Origin of the sequence: Acinetobacter sp. YH01009, from assembly GCF_013420765.1 — a bacterium.
Classification (GTDB): Bacteria; Pseudomonadota; Gammaproteobacteria; order Pseudomonadales; family Moraxellaceae; genus Acinetobacter; species Acinetobacter amyesii.
This window is the reverse complement of sequence record NZ_VOYE01000021.1, coordinates 21,412-48,407: the sequence shown is the minus strand read 5'-3', so window position 1 is coordinate 48,407 and position 26,996 is coordinate 21,412. Positions and strand designations below refer to the sequence as shown.

Annotated in this window: 23 protein-coding genes, 11 pseudogenes and 1 other annotated feature; of the genes and pseudogenes, 16 read left to right on the top strand and 18 right to left on the bottom strand. The window is 37.5% G+C overall.

Translation table 11 applies throughout. The features are described from left to right. Positions 1–121: 121 nt before the first annotated feature. Both FTT76_RS16040 and FTT76_RS16035 read left to right on the top strand, forming a co-directional pair. Positions 122–391 (top strand): hypothetical protein, encoded by a 270-nt coding sequence (locus FTT76_RS16040; RefSeq protein ID WP_180190630.1) that lies wholly within the window; start codon positions 122–124, stop codon positions 389–391. Between the two features lie 2 nt (positions 392–393). After that, positions 394–894: an META domain-containing protein gene (locus FTT76_RS16035; protein WP_074163995.1), complete on the top strand. Its 501-nt coding sequence runs from the start codon at positions 394–396 to the stop codon at positions 892–894. A 699-nt stretch (positions 895–1,593) separates the two neighbouring features. On the opposite strand, the gene FTT76_RS16030 is transcribed toward FTT76_RS16035, so the two are convergent. The 3 genes from FTT76_RS16030 to FTT76_RS16020 are packed head-to-tail and all read right to left on the bottom strand — an operon-like array spanning position 1,594 to position 2,565. Continuing rightward, entirely contained in the window at positions 1,594–1,908 is a 315-nt protein-coding gene (locus tag FTT76_RS16030) for a hypothetical protein (protein ID WP_104505826.1), read from the bottom strand. Positions 1,909–1,946: 38 nt separating this feature from the next. Next, positions 1,947–2,261, bottom strand: coding sequence for a DNA-binding transcriptional regulator (locus FTT76_RS16025; RefSeq protein ID WP_104505827.1), 315 nt, complete (start codon positions 2,259–2,261; stop codon positions 1,947–1,949). Beyond that, entirely contained in the window at positions 2,242–2,565 is a 324-nt protein-coding gene (locus FTT76_RS16020) for a transcriptional regulator (RefSeq protein ID WP_104505828.1), read from the bottom strand. The genes FTT76_RS16025 and FTT76_RS16020 overlap by 20 nt, the downstream gene beginning before the upstream one ends. 88 nt (positions 2,566–2,653) lie before the next feature. Between FTT76_RS16020 and FTT76_RS16015 the strand changes: the two are divergent. Continuing rightward, positions 2,654–2,749: pseudogene (locus tag FTT76_RS16015) on the top strand (transposase domain-containing protein); the annotation flags it as partial. 84 nt (positions 2,750–2,833) lie between these two features. Here the strand turns inward: FTT76_RS16015 and FTT76_RS16010 are convergent. Next, positions 2,834–4,159 (bottom strand): ISNCY family transposase, encoded by a 1,326-nt coding sequence (locus FTT76_RS16010; RefSeq protein WP_180025629.1) that lies wholly within the window; start codon positions 4,157–4,159, stop codon positions 2,834–2,836. 210 nt (positions 4,160–4,369) lie between these two features. Between FTT76_RS16010 and FTT76_RS16005 the strand changes: the two genes are divergently transcribed. Continuing rightward, positions 4,370–4,783: a hypothetical protein gene (locus FTT76_RS16005; RefSeq protein ID WP_070155403.1), complete on the top strand. Its 414-nt coding sequence runs from the start codon at positions 4,370–4,372 to the stop codon at positions 4,781–4,783. 2 nt (positions 4,784–4,785) lie between these two features. Then, positions 4,786–5,100 (top strand): hypothetical protein, encoded by a 315-nt coding sequence (locus FTT76_RS16000; RefSeq protein WP_070155405.1) that lies wholly within the window; start codon positions 4,786–4,788, stop codon positions 5,098–5,100. A gap of 173 nt (positions 5,101–5,273) precedes the next feature. Here FTT76_RS16000 and FTT76_RS15995 read toward each other — a convergent pair whose 3' ends face one another. Next, positions 5,274–5,573, bottom strand: coding sequence for a hypothetical protein (locus FTT76_RS15995; RefSeq protein WP_000358348.1), 300 nt, complete (start codon positions 5,571–5,573; stop codon positions 5,274–5,276). A 216-nt stretch (positions 5,574–5,789) separates the two neighbouring features. Here FTT76_RS15995 and FTT76_RS15990 point away from each other — a divergent pair. The 3 genes and pseudogenes from FTT76_RS15990 to xseB all read left to right on the top strand — a co-directional run. Then, a pseudogene (locus FTT76_RS15990) lies at positions 5,790–6,377 on the top strand (recombinase family protein); the annotation flags it as partial. A gap of 231 nt (positions 6,378–6,608) precedes the next feature. Beyond that, the gene (gene xseA / locus FTT76_RS15985) at positions 6,609–7,871 is read left to right on the top strand and encodes an exodeoxyribonuclease VII large subunit (RefSeq protein ID WP_180004301.1); all 1,263 of its coding nucleotides are present in this window, start codon (positions 6,609–6,611) and stop codon (positions 7,869–7,871) included. Further along, positions 7,864–8,058: an exodeoxyribonuclease VII small subunit gene (gene xseB / locus FTT76_RS15980; RefSeq protein WP_004644823.1), complete on the top strand. Its 195-nt coding sequence runs from the start codon at positions 7,864–7,866 to the stop codon at positions 8,056–8,058. Before xseA ends, xseB begins: the two co-directional genes overlap by 8 nt. On the opposite strand, the pseudogene FTT76_RS15975 reads toward xseB, so the two are convergent. From FTT76_RS15975 to FTT76_RS15965, 3 pseudogenes are all read right to left on the bottom strand, one after another. Continuing rightward, positions 8,055–8,567: pseudogene (locus FTT76_RS15975) on the bottom strand (DUF4113 domain-containing protein); the annotation flags it as partial. The gene xseB and the pseudogene FTT76_RS15975 sit on opposite strands and share 4 nt — an antisense overlap. Positions 8,568–8,642: 75 nt before the next feature. Continuing rightward, a pseudogene (gene istB, locus FTT76_RS15970) lies at positions 8,643–9,092 on the bottom strand (IS21-like element ISAba8 family helper ATPase IstB); the annotation flags it as partial. A gap of 85 nt (positions 9,093–9,177) precedes the next feature. Continuing rightward, positions 9,178–9,450: pseudogene (locus FTT76_RS15965) on the bottom strand (integrase core domain-containing protein); the annotation flags it as partial. Positions 9,451–9,536: 86 nt separating this feature from the next. Here FTT76_RS15965 and FTT76_RS15960 point away from each other — a divergent pair. The 3 genes and pseudogenes from FTT76_RS15960 to FTT76_RS15950 all read left to right on the top strand — a co-directional run. Further along, positions 9,537–10,973: a phospholipase D-like domain-containing protein gene (locus FTT76_RS15960; protein WP_174763292.1), complete on the top strand. Its 1,437-nt coding sequence runs from the start codon at positions 9,537–9,539 to the stop codon at positions 10,971–10,973. Next, positions 10,966–12,750, top strand: coding sequence for a hypothetical protein (locus FTT76_RS15955; protein WP_180190629.1), 1,785 nt, complete (start codon positions 10,966–10,968; stop codon positions 12,748–12,750). The genes FTT76_RS15960 and FTT76_RS15955 overlap by 8 nt, the downstream gene beginning before the upstream one ends. An 863-nt stretch (positions 12,751–13,613) precedes the next feature. Next, positions 13,614–13,847, top strand: a pseudogene (locus FTT76_RS15950) (integrase core domain-containing protein); the annotation flags it as partial. Between the two features lie 22 nt (positions 13,848–13,869). Here the strand turns inward: FTT76_RS15950 and istB (FTT76_RS15945) are convergent. After that, entirely contained in the window at positions 13,870–14,643 is a 774-nt protein-coding gene (istB, locus tag FTT76_RS15945; protein ID WP_180004306.1) for an IS21-like element ISAba8 family helper ATPase IstB, read from the bottom strand. Beyond that, positions 14,643–15,488 (bottom strand): annotated as a pseudogene (gene istA, locus FTT76_RS15940) (IS21-like element ISAba8 family transposase); the annotation flags it as partial. The gene istB (FTT76_RS15945) and the pseudogene istA, both read right to left, overlap by 1 nt. Between istA and FTT76_RS15935 the strand changes: the two are divergent. Continuing rightward, positions 15,486–15,704, top strand: a pseudogene (locus FTT76_RS15935) (IS66 family transposase); the annotation flags it as partial. The pseudogenes istA and FTT76_RS15935 overlap by 3 nt on opposite strands. A 370-nt stretch (positions 15,705–16,074) precedes the next feature. Here FTT76_RS15935 and FTT76_RS15925 read toward each other — a convergent pair. From FTT76_RS15925 to FTT76_RS15890, 8 genes and pseudogenes are all read right to left on the bottom strand, one after another. Further along, the gene (locus FTT76_RS15925) at positions 16,075–16,350 is read right to left on the bottom strand and encodes a helix-turn-helix domain-containing protein (protein WP_016658816.1); all 276 of its coding nucleotides are present in this window, start codon (positions 16,348–16,350) and stop codon (positions 16,075–16,077) included. Next, positions 16,343–17,647 (bottom strand): type II toxin-antitoxin system HipA family toxin, encoded by a 1,305-nt coding sequence (locus tag FTT76_RS15920; RefSeq protein WP_180004308.1) that lies wholly within the window; start codon positions 17,645–17,647, stop codon positions 16,343–16,345. The genes FTT76_RS15925 and FTT76_RS15920 overlap by 8 nt, the downstream gene beginning before the upstream one ends. A 214-nt stretch (positions 17,648–17,861) precedes the next feature. Then, a pseudogene (locus tag FTT76_RS15915) lies at positions 17,862–18,180 on the bottom strand (helix-turn-helix domain-containing protein); the annotation flags it as partial. 301 nt (positions 18,181–18,481) lie between these two features. Next, positions 18,482–18,868 (bottom strand): carboxymuconolactone decarboxylase family protein, encoded by a 387-nt coding sequence (locus FTT76_RS15910; RefSeq protein WP_177155611.1) that lies wholly within the window; start codon positions 18,866–18,868, stop codon positions 18,482–18,484. Then, a pseudogene (locus FTT76_RS15905) lies at positions 18,868–19,266 on the bottom strand (aldehyde dehydrogenase family protein); the annotation flags it as partial. The pseudogene FTT76_RS15905 and the gene FTT76_RS15910, both read right to left, overlap by 1 nt. 262 nt (positions 19,267–19,528) lie before the next feature. Then, positions 19,529–20,587, bottom strand: a complete 1,059-nt coding sequence (locus tag FTT76_RS15900; protein WP_004281883.1) for a 2,3-butanediol dehydrogenase — start codon at positions 20,585–20,587, stop codon at positions 19,529–19,531. Between the two features lie 121 nt (positions 20,588–20,708). Next, positions 20,709–21,942, bottom strand: a pseudogene (locus FTT76_RS15895) (IS3 family transposase). Beyond that, positions 21,551–21,667, bottom strand: a sequence feature (AL1L pseudoknot). Its footprint overlaps the pseudogene before it by 117 nt. A 162-nt stretch (positions 21,943–22,104) precedes the next feature. After that, positions 22,105–23,277 carry a replication initiation protein gene (locus FTT76_RS15890; RefSeq protein ID WP_127800989.1) on the bottom strand — a complete coding sequence of 391 codons (1,173 nt, stop codon included), beginning with the start codon at positions 23,275–23,277 and terminating at the stop codon, positions 22,105–22,107. A gap of 856 nt (positions 23,278–24,133) precedes the next feature. Here FTT76_RS15890 and FTT76_RS15885 point away from each other — a divergent pair. The 4 genes from FTT76_RS15885 to tnpB all read left to right on the top strand — a co-directional run bounded on the left by FTT76_RS15885 (position 24,134) and on the right by tnpB (position 26,978). Next, a complete protein-coding gene (locus tag FTT76_RS15885) occupies positions 24,134–24,913 on the top strand; it encodes a ParA family protein (RefSeq protein ID WP_179990956.1) in 780 nt (259 codons plus the stop codon). Positions 24,914–24,920: 7 nt separating this feature from the next. Next, positions 24,921–25,832: a ParB/RepB/Spo0J family partition protein gene (locus tag FTT76_RS15880; protein WP_119879449.1), complete on the top strand. Its 912-nt coding sequence runs from the start codon at positions 24,921–24,923 to the stop codon at positions 25,830–25,832. Between the two features lie 430 nt (positions 25,833–26,262). Beyond that, complete coding sequence (locus FTT76_RS15875; RefSeq protein ID WP_179990955.1) at positions 26,263–26,646, top strand: transposase; 384 nt, start codon at positions 26,263–26,265, stop codon at positions 26,644–26,646. Then, positions 26,643–26,978, top strand: coding sequence for an IS66 family insertion sequence element accessory protein TnpB (tnpB, locus tag FTT76_RS15870; protein WP_179990954.1), 336 nt, complete (start codon positions 26,643–26,645; stop codon positions 26,976–26,978). Before FTT76_RS15875 ends, tnpB begins: the two co-directional genes overlap by 4 nt. The last annotated feature ends 18 nt before the right edge of the window (positions 26,979–26,996 follow it).

Here is a 26,996-nt window from a genome sequence, read left to right as displayed (position 1 = left end):
GCCAGGCCTCAGCATTTTATTATGGTGATCCCCTGGGCGAAATGCGCCTGGTAAGCAGAGTTTTTGAAATGTAAGGCCTTTGAATAAGACAAAAGGCTGCCTCATCGCTAACTTTGCAACAGTGCCATCAGGGGCAGGTGTGTGTAATGCAACATGGGTAAAAGTTTCAGGTCCAACGTTGGATTGTTGGGGTGGCGATAGTGGTGGTCCAATCTTTATTGGAAGTGTGGCGGCAGGGTTATTATCTACTGCAACTTATCAAGGCACATGGAGTTCTTCCATGAAAGGTCAGGGGTATTGCGGAGGTGCCGCCAAACCTAATGGATATATGACCTATATGTCTACTGATGAACTCTATAAAGAGGGTTACTCATTATTATACGGACAATAACGATGACTAGAATATTTATACTGATGTTCGTCGTTGGACTTTTGAGCGCTTGTCATAAGCCTTCATCAGCCGATCAGTCCAAGATACAAGAATTACAAGTGATGTCCTTTAGTGAGCAGACCTTGGCGCAATTTTCTTGGGAATTAATCGAGGCAACAAATGCTAATAGTGAACGTATAGATTCATTATTTCTGGCTTCAAAACCTGACCAACCTATCACGCTAAAATTTGCAGAAAAGATGCTGTATATTGGGAATTTGTTTTGTAATATAAATTCGATTGGTATTCATTTTAAGGGCAATCATTTATATGCTGAACAACCAATTGTTGCCACAATGATGGGCTGTCCTGATGATATCAACTTACGTGAAAGTACGATGATAGATATTCTGGTGAATGCTCCCACATTATATCTTCAATCTCGTAAGGGGCAGGCACAACTGCTTATAGAAACACAAAAAAAAGAGAAATTGATTTTTAAAGGTGTTCAAGTCAACAAGTAGTCTAAATTCTTGCAGTACACTGATGAAAATCATAAGGTAAAGTTAGATATGAGGAAGCCCAATCATTTAGTTGGGCTTCTTTGTTTAAATATAATTTTAAGAGCCGGTAACTTATTTTCTGTAAGTTCCCTTTTACTATTTTTCTTTTGAGTATTTTATTAATCTAATTCTTTTACGCACTCAATAAGTATTACCACTATACCAACTCTTAGAAAGAGCTTTGAATTCCCTATTTAACATAATGGTGGTTATACGCAATACACTTGTATATTAATATAAATATCAATCACTTGAAAATTTAGCCATGACTAAGAAAAAGCAAAAAATCGGCTTTTGTAATAAGTTGGTGAGTTTTTAAGCAGATCTGTAATATTTTGCCAGTAAATTTGATTAAAAAACGATCAATTTGGCAATCAGTGCCCATTTCATCGGCTTTCAGGATCCGAAACTATCCCCAATGGCTGTGGATAAAATTTAGGCTATTTTGTACGCCCTGGCGCACAACAATCTCGGCTCTTTGCGGCTACCAGGAACAGTGGAATTTTCCTATGATGAACTCATCAGGAACAGGAAGTTCCAAACAACAAGAATAAGAAAGATCGCACCAGGAGCGTGAGGTAAGACAGGAGTCATACCTAGCAACCCAATATGAGAAACCCCGGCAGGATGCTGGGGTTTTTTATTGTCTGCATTTAAGGTCTAATCAGTCTTAGCCAATTCATTTTGGTTGATAAGTTTAATCAGCGCATTTTGAACAAACTCATCAAGTTCAATCCCTTTTTCTTTTATGATGGTTTCTATCTTTGCTAGCGTTTCACTTTCTAATTCGAACTCGATTTCTGCTGATGTTTCCATGAGTAAATCATAGTTATTTTCGACTATCTTTTTAAAGGTTTCTTCTAGATCTTTTGTTGATGGAATATTGAAAGATAAGCGTAATGAGCTATTGATAATTTCAATATGGGTATACCCTAAATATTCAGTACTTTTTCCCACAAATCCTAAGTGCTTCATAAAAAACCTTAAATAAATATAGTAGAGAGCTGTCTAAATTAAGCCAGACTCTCTTTTACAAATTTTGGATCAACAATAAATAATCGAATAAGGGATGTTGCTGCTCCTGATGGTCTTCTCGCACCTTGTTCCCATGATTCAAGAGTACGTCTTGATACGCCAAGAATCTTAGCAAACTGATCTTGTGTTAGTTGAGCCTTTCTACGAGCTAACGCTACATCTGTCTCAGTGATTACGGTTCTTTTCGCTGCATTACTAGTAAGCATATCGTCGATGCCTTGTAATATTTCAGCTTCAATATCCCTAGTTGCTTCAAAAGCCTCAAGTTCTTTTTCAGTCATTAAACGAGTCATTTAGTTTCTCCACTAATGCTTGAAGAGTCTTCTTACTAAGCTGTACAGTTTGCTTTTTACTGTACAAGGTTAATAACCAAATCTCTCCATTTGCTAAACGATTAAAGTAGATGACTCTGACACCACCACTTTTACCTCTACCACCGCTAGTCCATCTAATCTTACGAATACCACCTGCATTAGGCTCTACATCTCCTGCTTCAGGATTTAATGCTAAGAATGTTTTGAATTCCTCATATTCTTCCTGAGTCCAATAAACAAGACAGTATTTAGTAAATAATGGAGTCTCACATATTGTATACATTGATTGCATTCATACTACCTTGTAGTAGTTTATTTTATACTACTTTGTGGTATTTTTAAATGATAATTCTTAGTTCTCAGGATTAAATGCCTATTTAAGTGATGTGCTGAAAAGGTTGCCGACACATAAAGTGACTCAGATTGAAGAATTGCTACCACACCGCTGGAAACCTGAACCGAATTAAAAAATAGGCATGGGGTTCAGCGGACGCTTACGTTCTGTTATTCCTAAGTAGAAATGTCCTACCTAATAACCAAATAGAAATGTCCTATATGGACAATTCCAAGTCAAGCACAGGATTCAGATTTCGTTCTTTGATTACTGTCTTCTGTGCACGTCTGCTTGGCATAGATTGAGAACGATTACGTTTGTTTTGCTGTTCCAATTCTTCATGCTGTTGTTGAATATGATTGAGAACTGCACCTAAACGTTTATTCTCAACAATCTCTCGCTGGTTAAGCTGACTTAATTTATCGAAGATGCTGTAATTGATTTTTCTTCCCTGATATTCAATCGCGACTGTACCATCCGGGTATTCCAGGAACTCAAGATACTTACCGATCAACCTTTGATTTTCTTCGGTGTTTTCCAGGAGATATACGCATTTATCATAAGTAATCGTCAGGCTATTCGTGACTCTGCGGGGTTCACGCCAAGTAAAAATATCATCTAATTCTTCGGCTGTTTCAGTGATAGGCCGATGTAGATCCTTAGGATTAAAAGCCATCTTGGCGAACTTCTGATTGAACTGCTCAATGAAGCAGGGTAGCCAGGCATTAGCTTGCTCAATCGAGCTGATACCTTCCAGACGCATCTCCTTGATCAGACGATCCTGAAGGGTTCTGTTGGCACGTTCCACACGGCCTTTGGCCTGTGGTGAATTGGCGAAGATGATATCGATATTCAGGGTACTGAGTACGCGTCCAAACTGGGTAATCTTGGTGTCTTTCTTGCTGCTTTGATTCACCCTGAAGACTGAATGTTTGTCGCTGTAAAATGCCAACGGCTTACCATGCTGCTCAACATACAAGCGTGTTGAAATCATATAATCAAAGGCTGATTCTGATTCACAGAAGCGTAAATGCTGCAATTTTCCTGTAGCATCATCGATAAACACCAGCAGACAGCATTTAGCAGCGCGTCCTTCAAACCAGTCATGATATGAGCCATCAATTTGGATCAGTTCACCAAAGCAATCCCGGTTGTAACGAGGCTGATACGGGCGTTTCAGGCGCTTGGATCGAGGAATCCATAAGTCAGCTGCAATCATCCAGGAACGCAGGGTTTCTACTGAAAGATCGAATCCATGTACGGTGGTGAGCTTTTCATGCGCTAAAGTGGGTCCGAAACCATGGAGTTGGTCAGAAACAATATTGAGGCACTTGAGTCTGAGTTCTTCAGGAAGTTTGGAATTGCTGATTTGGCCACGACCGGCATGGGCTAATGCAGCGGGACCTTGAGCTTTGTATTTCTGCAGTAAGCGTCTGATCTGACGTTCTGAAATATGAAGTAGCTGAGCAGCCTGGGATTGAGTTATGCGTTGATCGCAGATTTCCTGCACGACCGACAATCGTTTAAGTTCTTTATCCGACATAGACACCAACATATCAAACCGTCCGCTAACGAAATTGCAAAAGTGCATATTCTAAAAGCGGACATTTTTACTTTGGAGAAACCGGACATTTCTATTTTGGAGTTACACGTTCAATTCGTATAACCGCCATTATGTTAAATAGAATCAAAAAACCTCCAATAAAATCGTTATAGTATTATTATTTATTGAGTAGATAAGAGAATTAAATTAGTGAAATACTCAAATGAACAAATAGTAAAAGCACTCTTACTTGCTCCTTTACCTTTACTTTTTTTAACAACAGTCCTGTTTATCGCAGTGAATCACGAATACAGCCTATACTCGATTTTCGTAGTTCTTGTAGGACACGGTCTTATTTACTTGGCTTATTGTATTTTGACTGTGCCTTTTAGCTACATATTCTCAATTCTTTTAAATCGTTATAACAGTCTTAATTTATTAACCATCTGTATTACCTCTCTAATTATTGCTACTCCATTTTTTATTCTTTTAGGATGGGGGCATACTGGAAAGATTGCTGAAGATTGGTGGAAGATGTATACCAATACATGGGCTAGCTTTCTGGCTCTATTTCCTGGCTTATGTTATTGGCTGTTTTTAATTAACTTAAAAGATAAAGAATAGTTATGAAAAAAATATTATATTTTAATTTTTTAGCGATTATTTTGACTTACGTATCTTTGCTTTATCAAAAAAATATATTAGTTGCTCGCATAGTTGTAGATAAGCTTGAAAAAGTTAAAGTCATAGCTGGGGGATTTCCTCTCCAGTTCCTTATAGATGGTGAAACCTCTCCAGTCGGAAGTATAAGTATCAATCCTTTATTTATTTTCATCGGCATGGATCAATTTGTTTTTCTCAATTTTTTTATTGATTATTTATTTTGGATAAGTATTTTATTTGCTTTTTCTATGATTGTGAAAAAGTACAGAATTGTATAGATCTTCTAAAATTAACATAATACACGTTATACGAAGTTGAAAAATTGAGACTATAGCCTTAATTTTTATGTATTTTTTTAATTTAACACCTAGGCCAGTGCCTAGGTTTTTTCATCTCGTATAACAGCCATTATGTTAAATAATAGGGGCTTCTAAGTACGCGATTAGAAAATTTAGTCTTTAAGAGGAGAAATTTGTTCTAGCTTATCTTCAGGATTATTTTCTCTAATATGTATAATTCGATCATAATTTTCTACTCCTCGTAAGTGAGGTGGTGCAAATGCTGGATACTTGTTGAAAAAGTGCATTTTAATATTTAGTGCATGGTCTAAAATAAAAGCACATTCAATTCCATAGTACTTATCATTAATAAAAAAATTGTCTGTAGTTTCTATTAGTTCTTGGATAGCTAAATCCAATTTTTGAATTTTTTCATTAATATCTTTAGTTTTCTCTTCTATCTTTTTGTCCATTGGTATCACCTATAGAATTAAGTTTCCCTAAAATTAACATAATACACGTTATACGAATTCCCAAGGCATGGCTTTTAGTTATGCTTTTTTTATCAAAAGAGTATACCCGAATGATAAGGAAACAGTTAGTTACAACGAAATATCATTAGAGTTGTTATGTTGATTTAATGATAGCTATATCATTGTAGTATATTCAATTATCTCAAATGATAAACCATGACGACTAGAATCTACTTAAGAGCTTCAACCAAAGATCAAGATGCACAGAGAGCACTAAACCAATTAGATGACTTAAACCAAAGGCTCAAGTTAGGTGAATCGGTTACCTATATTGAGAATTTCTCAGGGACGAAGTTGGATCGTCCTGAACTAAACAGGTTGCTCACAGAAGCAAACCAAGGCGACACGTTATTGGTAGAAAGCGTTGATCATCTGTCCCGTCTAAGCCAAGCAGACTTCCAAGAGCTTAAGCGTAGAATCCAAGAGAAGGGGCTTCGCTTAGTTGTTGCTGACCTTCCGACTACTCATCAACTAATCCAAACCAATGACAGTATTACAAGTTCGATACTAGATCTCATCAACAATATGCTGATTGATCTACTTGCTACTATGGCTCGTTTGGATAACGAGAAACGTATAGAAAGGATCAAGCAAGGCTTAGAGCGTTCAGGGTACAAACCATCAGGTAAGAAACCAAATGAAGCCAAGCACAAAAGAATCAAGGAGTTGCTTGCTACAAATAACATGACTAAGCAGGAAATTGCGAAAGCTGTTGGTTGTGGGGTAGCTACTGTGTATCGAGTAATGAACCGAGGAGAAGATGCAGGGCTGAATCAGCTTGTCGAATCTCGTGCACAACAAGGCAGGATTCGAGTAGCCATTGAAGACCTTTAGTTGAAATGTTAGCCACTTTTTTGGTCCTAACCGGCATGACTTGCGATACATGAAGTGGCATTATTATCATAACCTATAGGTGTTTGCCTATAAGCCAAACTTTCTATAGTCTTTGACAATTACAATTCATAAAAACTAAGTATGCCTGATCAACAGCTTTCCCTCAGTGAATACCTCGAAACAGTTCAAGAGATCGTAAAGATTGCCTTTGGTGATCCTGTATGGGTTAAAGCTGAAATTAGAAGCCTGAACACCAAGAGTGGTCACTGCTACCTAGAACTTGCTGAAAAAGAAGAGGGCACTGATAAAGTCATTGCATCTTGTAAAGGAACCATTTGGAAGTCCACTGCAGCTAAGCTTCTGTACAAGTTTCAGAACGAAAGTGGAATGGAGCTGTCAAAGGACCTGAATATTCTGATTAAAGTCAAAGCCAGCTTTAGCCCACAATATGGGTTCTCAGTAAACATTGAAGACATTGATTCAAGCTTTACGCTCGGTGATCTTGCGAGACGTTACCAACAGATCGTAAAGCAACTCACAGAAGATGGCTTGATTGACAAGAATAAGAAACTCCCTACACCATTTGACATGAACAAGGTTCTCGTCATTGCACCTGAACAAGCTGCAGGATTAGGAGACTTTAGAAAGGATGCTGATATTCTGTATAAAGCAGGGGTCTGTGAATTCATCTATCACTCAGCAACATTTCAAGGTAATACAGCAGCAGCAAGTATAATTGCTTCTTTAAGCCAAGGATTAAGACAGTGGGCCAATGAATACAAAACACCTCCTGACTTGATTGTCATCATTCGTGGTGGTGGTGCTGTCAATGATTTGGCTTACTTGAATGATTACGATCTAGCTGCTTTGCTTTGCAAACGATCAGTACCTATTTGGGTTGGTATTGGACATGAACGAGATAAGACCATTCTCGATGAAATTGCACATCGATCTTTTGATACACCAAGTAAAGTGATTGGCGGTATTAGAAACCATATTGCTGAACGTGTAGATGAGGTCAAGGTTTTCATTCAATCCATCCAACTGTACTCTCAGCAGCAGATCCAAGCGTACCAAAGCCAAAATGATCAGTTAATGCAAATCACCAAATCTATGGCTCAGGCACAACTTAATCAAGCCAGCAAACAAGCTGACCAAGTGAAGACGAATGTCCATTACTTTGCTCAGCAACAATTGAAACGAGCAACGCTTAATGTGGAAACGCTGATGCGAATGACGCTGATCCAAAACCCTACAAATGTATTGGCTAGAGGTTATGCCATCGTTCGTAGTGGAGGGAAGGCTATAACATCCATTCATCAAGCCAAGGATCAAACTTTGGCGATTCAATTACATGATGGTTTAATCAATACACAAGTTTTACAGGTGAAACCAAATGAGTGAACAACAACTAACATTTAAAGAAGGCTATGACATCTTAAAGAAGAATGCTGAGCTTCTAGAGTCTCAAGAGGAGCCGGACATTGATAACCTGATGAAAGTTGTTGAAGAATCCATGGCAGCTTATAAAAACTGTAAGCAACGCATTGATGCAGTACAACAAGCATTGAATGAAAGCTTTAAGGATTAATCTTTAATTGTTAGCAGTTGATCCCACTTAAAGTAGTTCTGTGTTAGCCGATCTCGTGACATATTCCATGTTCTGTTCGGCATTAAACTCGCGCCCAAGGCAATCTTGGTTTTGCCATACTTAAGATGAATCGCTTCAAGGGAATCCATCAAGGCATTGCTGACTTCGATGTGTTTCATATCAGTGAACATGTCATACACATGGTTTTCCTTTGGTTCGAGACACGTCAGAATCACGCCGCATTTCTTGAATGCTATATCCTTTGCATACAGGCCATCAATCATCGTTGTAGCGAGTTTAGAGAGCACTAATAAGTTGTCGGTAGGTTCTGGTAAAGCTAATGATAAAGACTTGTTGTAGAAGGGCTTTGAGCTATCAAATGGGTTTGATTGAACGAAACCAATCAGACAACCACACAACAAATTATCATCTCTCAGTCTGCTAACCGCATCCATAACATACAAGGAAATGGCTTCTTTAAGATCATCAATGTGGTAGATGCGTTGACCATGTCAACGGCATTCTAAAATTGACCCCTTTTACCTTTCAAATGGCAAAGTAAAATTGACCCCTTTGATCTCGTATTAAATTTCAACCTGGGGCTGAATCCCAATTCTTTTTTTATCCTTCAAACGATAACTCTCACCCGATATTTGTACCACATGACAGTGATGCAGCAACCGATCTAACATCGCAGCGGTCAACGTAACATCATCCGCAAATGACTTAGACCACTGGCTAAAGGGTAAGTTACTCGTCAATATCGTACTGCCTTTTTCATAACGCTTGGCAATCACGTTAAAGAACAGATTCGCTTCTTCACGTCCAAACGGTAAATAACCAATTTCATCGATAATCAGTAACTTTGGTCCCAGTACCGCACGCTGCATATAGGTTTTCAATTTACCTTGCTGATAGGCTGTACTCAGTTGCAGCATGAGATCGGCGGCGGTAATGAACTTGATCTTAATGTTGTTCATGATGGCCTTATAGCCTAATGCCATAGATAAGTGCGTTTTTCCTACTCCGCTAGGGCTTTGTTGCACAAAGATTTAAAAGACAGCACCTGCTTATCTGAACTGAACCGTACCGGGTTTGTCGGAGACTTTTTTATTTAAGTTAGGCCACCTGACCTAACGGGTTAATCTTATCATAGTACATTGCTTCAAACTCAAAAGGCGATACATAACCCAGTGCACTGTGTACACGCTTTTTATTGAACCAATCTACCCAGTTTAGTGTCGCAAGTTGTACATCTGCTAAACCTTGCCAATCTGCTTTTAGATATTCAATCACCTCTGTTTTGTATAAGCCATTCACTGTTTCAGCCAAAGCATTATCGTATGAATCACCAGTAGTACCGACTGATGCTCGTAAATTGGGTTGTGTGAGAGTTTTTCCTAGTATTGAGTAGTGATACATAGCAAAATAAGCATCTTATTGGTGATTAATATAGATATTTAAAAAGAGGTGGTTTCTTGAGGGTTAAGGCATATTTTGAAGATATACATAAAATTATTATTGCCAATTTGCGCTCTGCTGAAAAAGAAATACGAGTTGCTGTTGCTTGGTTTACAGATCCAGAGTTATTTAATGAATTGTGTAAGAAAGCACAACAAGGTATAGATATAAAAATAATATTAATCAATGATCAAATAAATTGTGGTCAAGGCAAGCTTAACTTTATTAGGTTAAAGAACTATGGTTGTCAGGTTGAATTTTTAGACGTTGAAAAATTTAATAAGATGCATCACAAATTTTGTGTGATTGATGGAAGTGTGGTGATCACTGGCTCTTACAATTGGACAAACCAAGCACGAAAAAATGAAGAAAACATTACCGTGATTGAGGGGAATGTTCAAATTTGTCAGGATTATTTAGATATTTTTGAAAAACTACTTAATCCATCTTCATCTAGCTTTGAGATCGCTATATCACCAAATGCAGTAAAAACAAGATTAGAAATAATCAAAAATAGTATTTTACTTGATGAAGTTGAAAATATAGCAGTACAAGTAGGTAAATTAAAACCTGTTATTCAAACATACTCTTTAGGGGGGATATGTCGTTGTCTAGAACAAGGAGAATATCAGCAAGCTGTTGAGGAGATCGCTAACTATCTTAAAAATTTTACAGCAGTGATAGTAAGTGAAGATAACGAAATTCTAGAATTAAAATTTGAATTAAAAATTCTCGAACTCCGACTTGAAGCAATAACTAATGAACAGTCTGATATTGAGCGTAATTTAATATTATTTAATCGCAGACAGTTTGAAATATTAGGCGATATAACAAAGGAAATTTTACGAGCTAAAGCTGAATATCACAAATATCTTTCAGACGAAAAAGATAATAATAAGGAAACTGCTAATTCAAAAAAAGAGGAAGCAGAACAAGCAGAGCAAGACTTCACGGATTATTCAGAAGAATATGAAGAAATACGACAAACTATTGTAGATAGTCTGGATGAAATGTCAGAAAAAGAGTTAAAGCTTATGTTTAAAAAGGCTTGTAACATTTGTCATCCAGATAAAGTACCAGAAGCTCAAAAAGAAGAAGCTAGTGAAATATTTATAAAACTGAAAGATGCTTATGACAATAATGATATAGCACAAGTAAAAATCATTTACGCTAACTTGCAGAAAGGTAATTTTACGCATACGAAAGCAAGTATCTTAAAAGAAAATGAACTTTTGCGTTCAGCAATAATGGAAATCAAATATAAAATTGAAAGCAACTTAAATATTCTTAAGAACTTAAAGCAAGATGATGTAGTGGTTGCAATGCAGAGCATTGGTGAGAATGAAGAAAAGTGGATTGCATTTTTCAAAAGCAAAAGAGAAAGACTTGAAAGTGAATTGTTATATTGGCTTGCTGCTTTAGATAATTTAAAAAAGGGAGAAAATTATGAGTAAGAATGAGATCGCCCTTAGTGTTTTGAATCAAACTCAGATCCAAAGAAGCAGAAAACAAACCTCTTTACTCTTAAATTTAATTCAAGAAGATGATGCCAGTAGATTCGTAAATATACTTAAGTTCATTGAGAGTGAATATGTATATACATACTTTTCTAAAAATACTCAGATAGATTGGACTAATGAATTAATTGAAAAATATGAAGCTCAGTGGAATTGGATACAGCTTTCACAAAATGAATCATTACCATGGTCTATTGAGTTTATTGAAAAATACAAGAAAAGATTGCCCGCCTCGGCAGTATCAAGCAATGAAGTTTTACAGTGGTCTGTCGAGTTTATTGAAAAGTATAAAGATAAGTTGGAATGGCGTAGGCTTTCACAAAATGAATCATTACCATGGTCAATTGAATTAATTGAAAAGTATAAAGATCAATGGGATTGGAATATTCTTGCAGAAAATGACTCATTACCATGGTCGGTAGATTTAATTGAAAAATATAAAGATAAATGGAACTGGGATGTTGTTGATGGGGTTAGAGAAGAAATTTGGACTACAGAATTAATTGAAAAGTGCAAAGATAAAATTTATTGGGAATATCTTTCATATAGTGAATCAATACCATGGTCGATAGATTTAATTGAAAAGTATAAAGATCAATGGGATTGGGAGAATCTTTCATCTAATGAATCATTACCATGGTCGATAGATTTAATTGAAAAATTTAAAAATCAATGGGATTGGGACTGTCTTTCGTATAATGAAGCCTTACCATGGTCTAATGATCTAATTAGAAAATATGAAGATCGGTGGGACTGGTATAATCTTTCAGGTAATGAAGCCTTGCCATGGTCAATTGAATTAATTAGAAAATATGAAGATAAATGGCATTGGGAGAGGCTTTCATGTAATGAAGCCCTGCCATGGTCAATTGAGCTTCTTTATGGGTTGCAAGATCAAATCATTTGGAACACACAGACGCTTAATAGATTTATTTTTAGTGATCTTTTTGTGTGGTCTATTGAGCTAATAGAAGAATTTAAATATAAATTGGATTGGATTTATCTTTCTCGAAACGAAAATTTACCATGGTCTAATGAGCTAATTGAAAAATATGAGGATGATTGGGATTGGGGGAGGCTTTCATGTAATGAAGCCTTACCATGGTCTAATGATCTAATTAGAAAATATGAATATAAATGGGATTGGGGGAGGCTTTCATGTAATGAAGCCTTACCATGGTCAATTGAATTAATTAGAAAATATGAAGATAAATGGGATTGGGGGAGGCTTTCATGTAATGAAGCCTTGCCATGGTCAATTGAGTTAATTGAAAAATATGAAGATAAACTATTTTTTGGAGGGAGTGTTTGGATAAAGGGTTTACCATCTTCTATGTATATAAAAGGCCTTACTGATAATGGGGCTTTACCATGGTCAATTGAGTTAATTCAAAAGTATATAGATAAGTGGGATTGGGAACATCTTTCGTATAATGAAGCTTTACCATGGTCTATTGAGTTAATTCAGAAATTTAAAGATAGATTATTTTGGGGTGGGAAAACCTTTTTTGGGGGAGGATGCATAATTAAATATCATGGGGGGCTTGTTGATAATAAATCTTTACCATGGTCTATTGAATTAGTTGAAAAGTTTAAAGATCAGTTGGATTGGAAGTATGTTCTAAGTGATGTAAATCTTAAATTCCCAACTCTAGAATATGAAATGATGTGTAGTGTTCTAGACCACCACAAATATATCGAGCAGAATATTTAAAGAATAGCTTAATGTTGTAGGGGTATTCCCTACAACAAAACATCTAACATAGTGTTTCTAAATTGTTTTCATGGTGAAATAATCACACTGTTTTCAGCACTTAAACTAAATATAGAATCTAGAAGCTTTTTCTAAAAACTTGGGATATTTGAGAATACATCCAATGACAGATAATCAAAAATTAGCTGATAATCCATCAGGTTTTTAATCCTCAAGGAATTTGATGTGTGCTGAATTATCAGGAGACTTTCCCTTGGGAGGGACGCCTAAAATCGGGAAAAAAGACGCCCGATTTTTTTACACACCATACGCCCCCTCCGGGATGCCATAAATCCAATTGAATTATAGAGTTAGATTCTTTTTTTCAAATCAAAGCTGTAGCAAAATGGTACTTAAAACACTGATTTTTAATAAAAATCTTTGCTAGAAGTAGCACTCATTTTTTAGTTTAAAAAAGCACTTTTAAAAAAAAGTTGCATGCTGTTGCATATTTTGGTTTAAGTTGTTGAAAGTAAATAAAATAAGTTTTAAACAAAAAAGTAACATTTTTAGTGCTTAAGTATTAAAAAAGCCCAACATCAAGTTGGGCTTATAGTCGAATTTCGAATAAGAGATTTTATGTTAAATAAAAAAGCTACCTCAATGGGTACTTAAGTTTTATACAATTGGACTAGTCCATTGCTTTAGCTCTATTTTCAATGAAGTCAATCTCATCCTGTGTCAAATTATATTTTTGATAAAGTTGTTGGTCAATCTCAGCAATAGATTTACTCCAATCAATATCAGAATTTATTGTGAAATCCTGCAGTGGTATATATGCCCATTTTAAGGGAGGATTATCTTGGGTAATTTTTAAAATTCCAGTCGGTACGACTGGTGATTCATACGATAATGCTTTGGCTGAAACAGTGAATGGCTTATACAAAACAGAGGTGATTGAATATCTAAAAGCAGATTGGCAAGGTTTAGCAGATGTACAACTTGCGACACTAAATTGGGTAGATTGGTTCAATAAAGAGCGTGTACATAGTGCACTAGGTTATGTTGTCAACGGCATTCTAAAATTGACCCCTTTTACCTTACAAATGGCAAAGTAAAATTGACCCCTTTGATCTCGTATTAAGTTTCAACCTGAGGCTGAATCCCAATTCTTTTTTTATCCTTTAAACGATAACTCTCACCCGATATTTGTACCACATGACAGTGATGCAGCAACCGATCTAACATCGCAGCGGTCAACGTAACATCATCCGCAAATGACTTAGACCATTGGCTAAAGGGTAAGTTACTCGTCAATATCGTACTGCCTTTTTCATAACGCTTGGCAATCACGTTAAAGAACAGATTCGCTTCTTCACGTCCAAACGGTAAATAACCAATTTCATCGATAATCAGTAACTTTGGTCCCAGTACCGCACGCTGCATATAGGTTTTCAATTTACCTTGCTGATAGGCTGTACTCAGTTGCAGCATTAAATCCGCTGCGGTAATGAACTTGATCTTAATGTTGTTCATGATGGCCTTATAGCCTAATGCCATAGATAAGTGCGTTTTTCCTACTCCGCTAGCCCCCAGAAACACCACATTTTCTGCTCTAGCAATAAAGCTCAGATTGAACAGTTCAATCACCTGTGATTTAGGGGCCCCTAGGGCATAATTAAAATCATAGTCTTCCAGGGTTTTGACTTGAGGCAGGCCTGAGAGTTTCATCAGTACCTGCTGACTGCGCTGTTGCTTGGCAGCATATTCATGCGTCAAGATCGCTTCAACAAAGTCGGCATAACTTCCATCTTGACCTAATGTTTGTTGTGCATGATGTGACCATTGTGATGCGATGGCAGGCAGATTGAGCTTTTGGCAAAGCTGCTCTATACGGTCGTATTGCAGATTCATCAGGAAACTCCCAGCAACTGGTCATATACCGATAAGGGATGCTGCAAACTCTCGTAGGGCATGACATGCTGTGCTGCTGCAACAGGTACAGTGCTAGAACCTGTATCTGATTGCGGTAATGGCGTAAATTTTTGCTGCTCCTGTTGCAGTCGAACAGCCGGTTTTTCTTGCGTGGTGGCATGAATCCGCTGATTGGCGGTTTCATGCAGCCACCGGCCAATGTGGGCATTGGCGACATCAACATCTAACAGTAAACCCGAAGTCTTCAGGCTTGCTTTCAATGGCACAATAAAGCTTGATTTGAGGTATCCATTAAAGCGTTCAACTTTGCCTTTGGTCTGTGCACGGTAGGGCTTACATACGCGAGGACGAAAGCTGTATTTCTTGGCGCAGTCGAGCAGTTTGGGGTTCCATTTATGCTGCCCCTCCTGATAGGCATCCCGTTCAATCATGATCGTTTTAGCGTTATCAAACAGGATTTCTTGAGGTACTCCTGCAAAAAACTGAAATGCATTTTCTAGACCATCGATCCATGCATCCGTACGTTCATGATCATAAAATTTCACGAAAGTCGCTCTGGAATACCCTAATGTTGCGACAAAAGCTTTTAAAGTCGTGTTGTTACGTCGAATCGTGGTGAAATCCACTTGCATTTGTTGGCCAGGTTGGGTTTCAAAACGAATGATCGGTTCCGGTTGAGCAACTGGTTTTAATGTTGCAAGATATTCCCTCAAGATCCTGATCTTTCCTGGATATCCCAACCCTAAAATTTCCTGGTAGAGCACAACAGCAGGAATCCATTCAGGATGAGCTGCGTTTACACGTTGGAGTAAATAGGGTTTATGCGACCTTGGGCCTTAGGGCGCAAGAACTGGCTGTTTGCAGGTTCGCTGCGCAGTGGTCAGCGAGCGGCAAACATCATGACTTTAATCCAGTCAGCAAAGCTGAATGGCTTGGATCCGTATGCCTATTTAAGTGATGTGCTGAAAAGGCTGCCGACGCATAAAGCGACCCAAATAGAAGAATTACTGCCACATCGCTGGAAATCCAACTCAAATTAAAAAATAGGCATGGGGTTCAGCGGACGCTTACGCTTTACAAGCCTGAACGATCTGCTGTTTAAATTCAGCACTGTATGTTCTTCGTTTTTTCGCAAGAGATGCGATGGATGTCTGATTATTTGTAGTCATAAATTTAAGTCCCCACTTGTTTCTAAGTGGGGACTAAATTAAGGCTTATAGGATGAATTCAGAAGGTGTGTTCAGCGGACGCTTACCGTTTTTTAGCAACAGGAGGTGTTGCTGAATATATATCCATGTTCATGGATTAAGTCCCCACTTGTTTTTAGGTGGGAACTAAATTAAGGCTTATAGGATCGCTTGGTAAGGCTGTGTTAGCCGGATGCTTACCTTTGAATTAATAACTTTTAACTCAATATCTAATAACAATCTTTAAACCAAAGGTGCTTAGGAGTTTCATCATAGATTCCAAAGTCGGATTACTATTGGGCTGTTCCATTTTTTGCAAAGTTTGGGGTGCTATTTTTGTGATTTTAGCCATTTCATTTAAAGTCAAATGAAGCTCAGTTCGGATATAACGAGCAACCTTGTAAAATGGCCAGTCAGGATTTTGATTAATCGTCTCCAATATTTCTTGGCGCTTTCTTAACTGCTCAATTGCCGTCATAGGTTTATAGCGCTTATCCACGTGCTAACTCCTGAATCTGCTGGCATATATTTTCAATCCGGTACTGACTATTTTGCAAAATCTCCTGAGAGATCTGCAATTTGTTCATTTCGGCCATCAATCCTCGATAGAGGGGTAATTGCTTGACTAACTCTGCCTGAATTTCATGATGTTCAATACCAGTTTTCGCTGTGACTTGTTCAATCACTGAACGCCAAATTGGCATACCACCATGATCATCTTTTTCCCAACGAGTCGTTCGTGCGATACCATCAGGATGTAACCACATCGGTGCAAAATCGTAGAGTGGAGTCAGTTGTATAATGCCATTATTCAAGCGTTGTATCGCTGTATTGCGGCTATGATTATCTTTATTGCCTAAGGCAACATTGGCCAAATCACGTTTAAGATATTCGAAGATCTCCTCTTTCGGATGACTACAACACTGTGTGAGTAATTCACAGATTTGATTATGAGTCATCCTAATACCAAAACCAGCTTTTCCACTTAGAGATGCAAGACTTTCCTGTGCAATACGCTGGACTTTTCCATCCTGTACGTAGCGATCAAATCTTGGAATAAACAGGGTTTTACCATGTAATTGTAATTCCTCATGTACGCGTAAACCCAAATAATGAGCAATTTTCATATAGTGTGCTTCATTAGTTAAAATTTTATTCAGGCTTTCGTCACTACCACGACTGAACTTCACTAACCAATGTTTTTTTACCTGATGATCTGCAAGTGTGTGATCTAAATAAAATAGGTCATCATGTCCTTGGGAGAGGAGTAGCTTTGGCCATTCACCTTGAACACCTGAAGAGCCGGCAATGAATAAGCCATAAGAGGCGAGCGATTCAATGAAGTGCTCTTTTCGTTCTATAATCTCACTTAGGCTAAAGCCTATATTTTGATCAGTCGGAAAGCTCCTTTGCAGCCACTCATGAGCTTCTTTAATACGTAAATGTCCAATCGGGTTGCCAGCTCCAGCTTTTAAAAGTGCCCAATCTGCTTGTTCTTGTGCATTTTCACTGTAATTTAGTTGTCTTAATAATTCTTTACGACCATAGCCCTGTGGAAGTAAATCCATTAAGAAAGCAGGCCAAGTTTCATTAATTTTATTTTGTACATTCACAGGAAAATGATAGGCGAGTGCATGGCCATCATGTAAGTCCATATAAGAAATTGCATATTCAAATAAATATGAAGTACGAGTTGGTGTTTGCCAACCATGCTCATTTTCACCCATCAACTCAACAATTGCACAGTCAAGCCACTGGTCATCCTGATAAATTTGAATGGTACAATATTTACTCATAACTTTATTAAAATAGTAAAATATATTAAATATTCTTATTATATACCTATTTTAATAAAATAATATTAATTATCTTTCTATTTGCTTGTTAGCCAGTATATTTCTACATGGGAATAACAAGTCATGTGAGTTGATCTCACCGGCTGCTATAGTTTGAGGCAACATCGTCAATAAACATTAGCAGACTACATTTATCAGCATGTCCTTCAAATTAATCATGATATGAGCCGTTAATAAGTCAGCTGCAATCATCCAAGAATGCGGTGTTTTCGTTAAAATATTGAATCCATGAATGCTGGTCAGCTTTTCATGCACTAGATTCAGCCACTTGAGTCTAAAAGGAGCTTGGAATTACAGGTTTGACCATGTGCAGTAGGAGCTGATGCAGATGGACCTTGAGCTTTATATTTTTTCAGTAAGCGTCTGATCTGGCGTTCTGAAATGTGAAGTAGCTGAGCAGCCTGAGATTGGGTGATGCGTTGATCACAGATTTCTTGCAAGACCGACAATCGTTTAAGTTCTTTATCCGACATAAACACCAACATATCAAACCGTACGCTTCGATAATCGCAAAAGCGAGTATTCTTTACTTTGGAGAAACCGGACATTTCTATTTTGGAGTTACAAATGTTGTTGCTGTACTTCGTATAACATTGATTATGTTAAATTGATATCAAGTGGCAAAATTTTCATTAATTTTGATATATGGTAATGATTTACTCACTTTAATTGTCAATATTTCTTATGCTGAAAGTATTCATAGGTTTCAATCGCAAATAGAATAACCGCATTTAATAATGCGGTTATAATTTTAACCTTTGATTGGTAAAATTTTTAAATATTTTCCTGTTCATATTCTAAAATTGCTTCTTTTGCAATACGGAAACTATCTACAGCAGCTGGCACGCCACAGTAAATTGCTACTTGCAAGAGTACTTCTCGAATTTTGTCTTTAGGCACGCCATTACGTAAAGCTCCTTTAACATGTAGCTTCAATTCATGCGGACGGTTTAAGGCTGATATCATAGCCAGATTAATTAGACTACGTTCAGGTTTGCTCAGTTCTTCACGTCCCCAGACCGCCCCCCAACAATACTCCGTGACCAGTTCCTGTAAAGGTAAGTTAAAATCATCAGCATTGTTGATCGAATTATTGACATAAGCTTCGCCAAGCACCTGTTTACGAATCGCTAAACCTTTTTCAAATTTTTCATTACTCATTAGCCTAATCCTCCAAATAAGGTGTATTTGATTTCGAGATAATCTTCAATGCCATATTTTGAGCCTTCGCGCCCTAAACCTGACTGTTTAATTCCACCAAACGGTGCAACCTCATTTGAAATCAAGCCTTTATTAATTCCAACCATACCGTACTCGAGTTGTTCACTCATGCGCCACGCACGACCTAAATCTTGTGTGTAGCAGTAAGCAGCTAAACCAAATTCTGTGGCATTGGCCATCTCAATTGCTTGTTGCTCAGTTTCGAACTTAAAAATTGCAGCTAATGGTCCAAAAGTTTCTTGAGTTGCAACATCCATCTCTGCAGTTACATCGGCAATAATGGTCGGTTCGTAAAATAACTCACCAGCGCTGTGTTGTTTTCCACCTGCAACGGCTTTGTTGCACAAAGATTTCATAACTATATGATTTTAAAAGTTTTGATTATTTTTTGATCTAAAATTAAATCTATTTAAATCAGATGCTTACATATTTATGCAACAAAGCCTTATATCTTTACTAGGCTCTATGATCAAAATCATACTGGCACTCAACACTGTAAATTTGAGAATGAATCTGTACGTACAGACTCATTCTCTATCGATAAAGATATTAGAAATAGCTACATAGAGTTTATTTCTAGCTTATTCAAATTAGGCTTTACTATGGATGAACAATAATTTTTACAGCAGACTCATTATTATGAATCAGCGTTTCAAAGCCTTTAGAAACAAGATCATCTAATGCAATACGTTGGGTAATAAAAGGTTCTAGATTAATCTTACCTTGCTCGACTAAACGGATGGTTTCCTGATGGTCATTGACATAAGCAATCGTTCCACGAATATCGAGCTCTTTCATGACCACACTATGCACATTAATTGTGGCAGGATGGCTCCAAATAGAAACGATAACGACTACACCAGTTGGTTTCATTGCTGCAACGAGTGTATCCATGACTTTATTGACACTACTACATTCAAAAGCGACATCTACACCGCGGTCTTCTGTAATTTTCATTACCTCAGCAACTACATCAACCTTAGATGGGTCTAGTACATAATCGGCAACACCCGCTTCTATCGCTTTTTCTTTACGTTTTGCACTCAGTTCAGTAATGATAACCGTGAGACCTTTAGCCTTTAAAATAGCAGATAAAAGTAAGCCTATTGGGCCTGCTCCACCAACCAGTGCGATATCGCCAGCTTTTGCGCCACTTCTGACATAGGCATGATGACCGACAGATAAAGGTTCTATCAATGCTGCTTGGTCTAAAGGAATATCATTTGAAATAGGATGTACCCAACGCCGCTGAACTGCAATTTTTTCAGAAAGACCACCACCGCGTCCGCCTAAACCAATAAAGTTCATATTTTTTGATAAATGATACTTATCATTGGGGCCAGTCGGCACATCGTCAGCAATAATGTAGGGTTCAACTACGACATGTTGCCCAATTTGGATATCATCTACACCCTCTCCAACTGCATAAACCACGCCTGAAAATTCATGTCCCATTGTTACAGGTGCAGATTCTCCCGAAATTGGGTGTGGGTGACCACAAGGTGGAATAAAAATAGGACCTTCCATGAATTCATGTAAATCCGTACCGCAAATACCACACCACGCAACTTGAATTCCAACTGTGCCTGGAAGTACTTTCGGTTCAGGGATATCTTCAATTCGAATATCCCCTCGGTCATAAAAACGAGCTGCTTTCATTTTGTATTCCTTATATTGATGTTAACGGTAAACCATTCCACCATCTGTCAAAATAGACTGACCTGTAATGTAGTTTGTGAACTGAACCGTACCGGGTTTGTCGGAGACTTTTTTATTTAAGTTAGGCCACCTGACCTAACGGGTTAATCTTATCATAGTACATTGCTTCAAACTCAAAAGGTGATACATAACCCAGTGCACTGTGTACACGCTCTTTATTGAACCAATCTACCCAGTTTAGTGTCGCAAGTTGTACATCTGCTAAACCTTGCCAATCCGCTTTTAAATATTCAATCACCTCTGTTTTGTATAAGCCATTCACCGTTTCAGCCAAAGCATTATCGTATGAATCACCGGTCGTACCGACTGATGCTCGTAAATTTGCTGCTTCTAAACGATTGGTATAACGAATGGAAAGATATTGCACGCCTCTGTCACTATGATGAATCACGTTCTTTGGCATGCCTCGATCATGCAATGCTTGCTCCAGTGCATCGAGCACCATATCTGTATTCATACGTGTTGATACTTTCCATCCAACAATTGCTCGCGAGAACACATCAATAATAAAGGCGGTATAGACCCAGCCTGAATGAGTTTGAATATACGTGAAGTCAGCGACCTGAGAAGCATTGCTTCGCAAGGGTCAGGATGATCTGCATTAAAATTGCGTTTTACTAAGTCATCTGCTCGTTTTTGATCATCTCGGCTACGGGTGGTTTGTTTATTCTTACCACGCCAAACACCTTGTATACCTAGCTTCTGCATCAATCGAGCAACTGTACAACGTGCGATAACATAACCTTCACGTTTCAATTGTTGCCAGACCTTACGCACACCATATCGACCTAAACTTTCTTTCCAAATACGTTTGATTTGCTCTGCATGATATAAATCATGCAGAGCACGTTTCGCTCGATGTTCTGGGTTATCAACGAGATCTAAAGCCCGATAATAGGTCGAAGCTGCAATCGGTAAAATTCTACAAATCGCTTCAACACCATATCGATCTTTATTGTTCTGGATAAAATCCACCATTATTTGTGTGGGCGGTCGAGCTCCGCCTGGGCGAAAAAAGCGGCTGCTTTACGTAGAATTTCATTGGCACGTTTTAATTCTTTAATTTCACGTTCCATTTGCTTCATTTTTTCTTGGTCAGATATCTGTTGTACTTTGGCAGGATTTAGTTGATCCATATGCTTTAAATACCAAACACGCAATGTTTCAGGAGTACAACCAATCTTAGGTGCAATAGCTGTGATTGCAGCCCAAGTAGAAGGATAATCTTTTTCAGATTCAATCAATAATTGAACCGCTCTTTCTCTGATTTCAGGGGTATATTTTGGTTTTGTCATTGGAACATTCTCTCAAGAAAGTTGGTCTCCGACAAACCCGGTACGGTTCAGTCTCAATTTTCACACTTTATGCAACAGAGTCGTTTTTATCCTAAGGTCCTTACCACTTGTATTCTTTACGAACATATATCTAAAAAGTGTAGCAAGTTGCTACACTTTTCGCTAGATCAACTCTTTACCAAAAATATCATTCAGTCTTTCACGAATACTATGGACGAATTCCGGATTACTTTTAAGTTTATGCTTCATATTTCGTTTAAAGTCATTCAACCCCATACCAATTTCAGCAAAATCCATTTGGAATAAAGTGTCATTAATGACAATATTTGCTTGAGAGTCAGTGAGGCATCCTACTTTTTTAAACCACTTCTTGAACTGCTGATAATTTTCATCATTATTAAAAATATACCAAGAACGTACATTCATATCGAATTTAGCCCCTAATTCTTTTACGGATGCATTGTCTTCAAATGGAACATCAAGATAGATTTTTTCAATCACTGCAAATTCATCCAGTGCCTTATCAGCAATCCGATGATGCAGTTTAAAATTCACACCTACAATTGGACGGCCTTTCTTAACGGTTTCATACTCTAACTGTAGATCTGTATTTTCGTTAATTTCTGCCACTATTTTGTCTAATACATAGCGTCTAAAATCTACCCAGCGATCATATTTGGTTTCATTAATATCAATCAGTGCTTTCAAGTTTTCTAAAAGTAATGGCACTTCATAACTCTTTTGATTGGCGTACTTAAATTCGTTTTTAATGAAATAAGTATAAAGACTCATACTGGCAACAGAATCTAGGGCAAAAAGATGTTTTAGCTGATAGGTAGTAAAATTACCCCCAGCCAGTTGAGTGAAATACGGCAACACCTCACTGGTAAAACGAATCTGAATCGCATTTTTAGAATCATCTTCCCATCTTAACTCACGGATAATGGGAACGACAGAATGTACTTTTTTAGTCTTTCTCTTACCATTATCAGCTGGCTCCTCAATAATAAAATGAGCTACCCGGGATGAAAGCTCTTTATAAATCCGATCTATTGCAACATTAATTGAATTACGTTTATTTAATCCTAGTAAATCTGCCAAATCATCCTTATACAAATAAATATAAGTTTGTTCGGTAATTTCACCATCTACCCTATTTTTCTCACTATAATTCGCAACCGCCATTGCATATAAAAGTGCCTTATATTCATTGGCTGATAATTCGATTGGGCGAATTAAACGGTTACTGGTACTGACAACGCCATTATGGCGAATGTTGCCTATACAGTAAGGAATATAATTCGATTCTTCTTGCAATGGTTCAGATTCTGTCATAACCGTGATATTTATAATTTAACTTAGTTTTTATATACAAAAGTGGAAAAACTTTCAAGACTTTCACCACAATATTCTAAAAGTGGAAAGTTTGTCATCAAAAAGAAGCATTTTAGCCGATTTCCTGCACTTAAAGTGGAATTAATTATAATCTTTCCACCCCATGATGACAGACCTTCCACCTTTAGTCTCGAAATTACAGTTCAGAAGGTCTATTTTTACTTTTTTCATTCAGGTCTAGTTAGGTTAAGTCAGATAAAAACCCTGATGTGACAAGGCTTCCACCTTTTTGTTAGATTTAAAAGGTATAACTGCACATATAATCATCAGGAAATATCCAATAAAAACAGATTATCCACAGGTTAAGAAGATACAGTGACAATCTTTCCACCTTTAAAGCTTAGTTATGAGACTTTATTAACAGCTTAAATATTTGTTTTTTAAATTATTTTTAAATAAAAATAGCAGTTATAAAAATAGTAGTGACAAACCTTCCACCCTAGTGACAGACCTTCCACTTTATAGTGACAAACCTTCCACTTTATAGTGACAGACCTTCCACTTTACGGTGACAGACCTTCCACTTTATAGTGACAAACCTTCCACTTTATAGTGACAAACCTTCCACTTTTAAAGTTACAAGCACTTGTTTTATATAATAAAAATATGATCCTAATTATTAATTAGCTAAATAACTAATTATTCTAATTTTTAATTAAGCTAGCTTAGTTAAAAATTTATTTTTTAAGTTGTTTTACAGCTGAATAAATAGGATTTATAAATTTAAAAACTATAGTAAGATGAATGAAAGTTATTTATATTACTAAACATTGAAATAAGGAAGCATCTGACACGCATGTCTGCAAAAATTATTACTGTTGCTAACCATAAAGGCGGATGTGGCAAAACAACGACTGTTGTACACCTAGCCTCAGAACTTGCCAATCTTGGCTACAAAGTTTTAGTCATTGATTTAGATCCTCAAGCAAACGCAAGTTTACACATTGGGATCCAACATCCAAGCGAAATTGCTGTCACTACAGCAGAATTACTAGTGGGCGATATTTCGTTGTTGGCAGATGCATTACAAGAAGAAACGAACTTTGAAAAAGTATCATTAATTTATGGTTCCTTAAATTTAGGAAAAACTGAAGATCAACTAAAAGAAGAAGCTCCCCGTCCTTCTGAAGAGTTAAATATCAAGTTAAAACTATTAAAAGATCTTTATGATTTTATATTGATCGACTGTCCACCTAGCCTTAAATTATTAACAAGCAATGCCTTGGCATCTTCAACACATGTCATTATCCCTATCGAATCAGGATCACAATATGGATTGTATGGGGTAACAGATCTTTTAAATCATCTTGAAAAAATCAAACGTATTAATCCAGATTTAGAGCTTTTAGGCGCTTTACTAATTAAGCATGATGAACGTCAGAATGTCTGTAAGCTGATTCGGGATGAAGCCTTGAAACAGGTAGGTAAAATTTTAGAAACCACAATTCCTCAAAGTACTAAAGTCAATCAAGCAGCGATTCTGCAACAACCACTTTTGAAAGTAGAAAAAAATTCAAAAGTACGTAAGGCTTTTGAAAGCCTTGCCAATGAAATTGTAGTGAAAATTAAAACCTGAGAGCATTATGGCAAGCACCAAAGAGCTTTTAGCTCAGAAACTGAAACAGAATACAGAAAAACATCAGCAAGCACAGAAAGACAATATTAAAGAGCCGAAAGAGTTTAGACGTAATGTCCCTATTGAGGATATCAGCCGAAGTCCAAACCAGCCGCGTAAAATATTTGAAGAGTCACAGTTAAAAGAACTGGCGGATTCTATTAATGAAATCGGCCTTTTGCAGCCCATTACAGTGCGTAAACTGGATAATCTGAAATATGAACTGATTGCAGGCGAGCGACGCTTACGGGCACATCAATTACTCGGAAAGTCTGTGATTGAAGCCATTATAATTGATGCAAATAATGTAGAAGCATCTTTGTTAACCCTGGCAGAGAATTTAAAGCGTCAGGATCTGACAGATTATGAGATTTTTATTGGCCTGAACTCACTTGATGAGAAATTAAAGAAAAACAAGCAACGTTTAGCCAATTCACTGGGTTTAAATCGCGAAGATATGTACAAGTATTTAGCATACGAAAAACTGCCGCAAGCAATTTTAAATGACCTTGATGTGGAACCAGGCTTGCTAGGCCGTACTGCTGCAACTGCATTCAAAAAATTTCTATCGGATCATCTTGAACAACTCTCTGAAGCCGAAGTGGCCTTACTCGGAGCTTGGGAAAAATTAAAAGACAAAAAACTCGAGCAAAGCAAAGTTACTACTTATGCTGAAAAACTATTGAGTCAGAATCCAGAAAAACTGACCACAACATCCGTGGTCAGAAAAATTGAATATGCCGGTAAGATTGCGGGGAATATCAAACTGAATCAAAAACAGCTTAAGGTTTCTCTGAATATCTCGGAAATTGACGAAGCCAGTCTCTTACAATTAGAAGATTTCTTAAAACAGCTGATTCAAAAAAGCGAAAAAGTGTAGCAAGTTGCTACACTTTCTTAGCACCCTGAAACTAATTACATCCTCATGCATTATTGAAATTTATTTTCTTAAGTATGCTTCTTTACATTTGGTCTTTGAGAGTACTGTTACTTCGGACTGAGATTAAATTCTGCCTTTCTTCTTGTGGAGTAGTTTTATATTTATCCGGAAATATTATATATGTCCATATAAGCACTCCCAGTTTTCAGGTTTTGTATCAAAATAATCAATTCTTATCAGATTTTTCGATAGGGAAGTATATGTGCTGGTGGAACATAAATAATTTGGTGGTGTTTCAAAAGGTATGCTGCCGTTAAAAAAATACGTTATTAAGGTAAAAGAAAGTAAGCATCCAGCTAACACAGCCTTACCAAGCGATCCTATAAGCCTTAATTTAGTTCCCACCTAAAAACAAGTGGGGACTTAATCTATGAACATGGATATATATTCAGCAACACCTCCTGTTGCTAAAAAACGCAGAACATACAGCAAAGAATTCAAATTCAGTATTGTCAATGCCTGCAAAAATCCTAATACCTCGATCGCTTCGGTCGCACTGCAACATAGTATTAATGCCAACCTTGTCAGTCGTTGGATCAGGATCTTCAGCCATCATGATGGTGCCGTGCAGGATCCTACTCATGTGAATCCAGCATTTATTGCTTTGCCTTACACTGCTGCAATCAGCCAACCTATTGATGAGAGGATCACGTTGTGTATCACCGTGCCTCATACGAATAATGATATTCAGCTAAAATGGCAGACATCAGAAATACCTGCCTTGGCAGAATTACTCAAGGCACTGGCAACATGATCCGTATCAATGAAATTTGGCTCTCTACCCAGCCCATGGACATGCGTGCAGGTATGGATACGACCATGGCTCAGGTGGTGAGAGCCTTTGGCTACATCAAACCGCATTGCGCCTACCTGTTCTGTAATAAACGTGGTCATCGTATGAAAGTGCTGGTACATGATGGACTGGGCATCTGGCTGTGTGCCAGGCGGCTGGAACAGGGAAAATTCCACTGGGCTCAAGTTCACCAAGGTGAAACCGTGGTCCTCAACCCGGAACAGTTACAGGCATTAATCCAGGGTTTGCCCTGGCAGCGCATTGGACGACAGCAAGTGGTAACAATGCTCTAAACCAAGCTCGGCTATTCT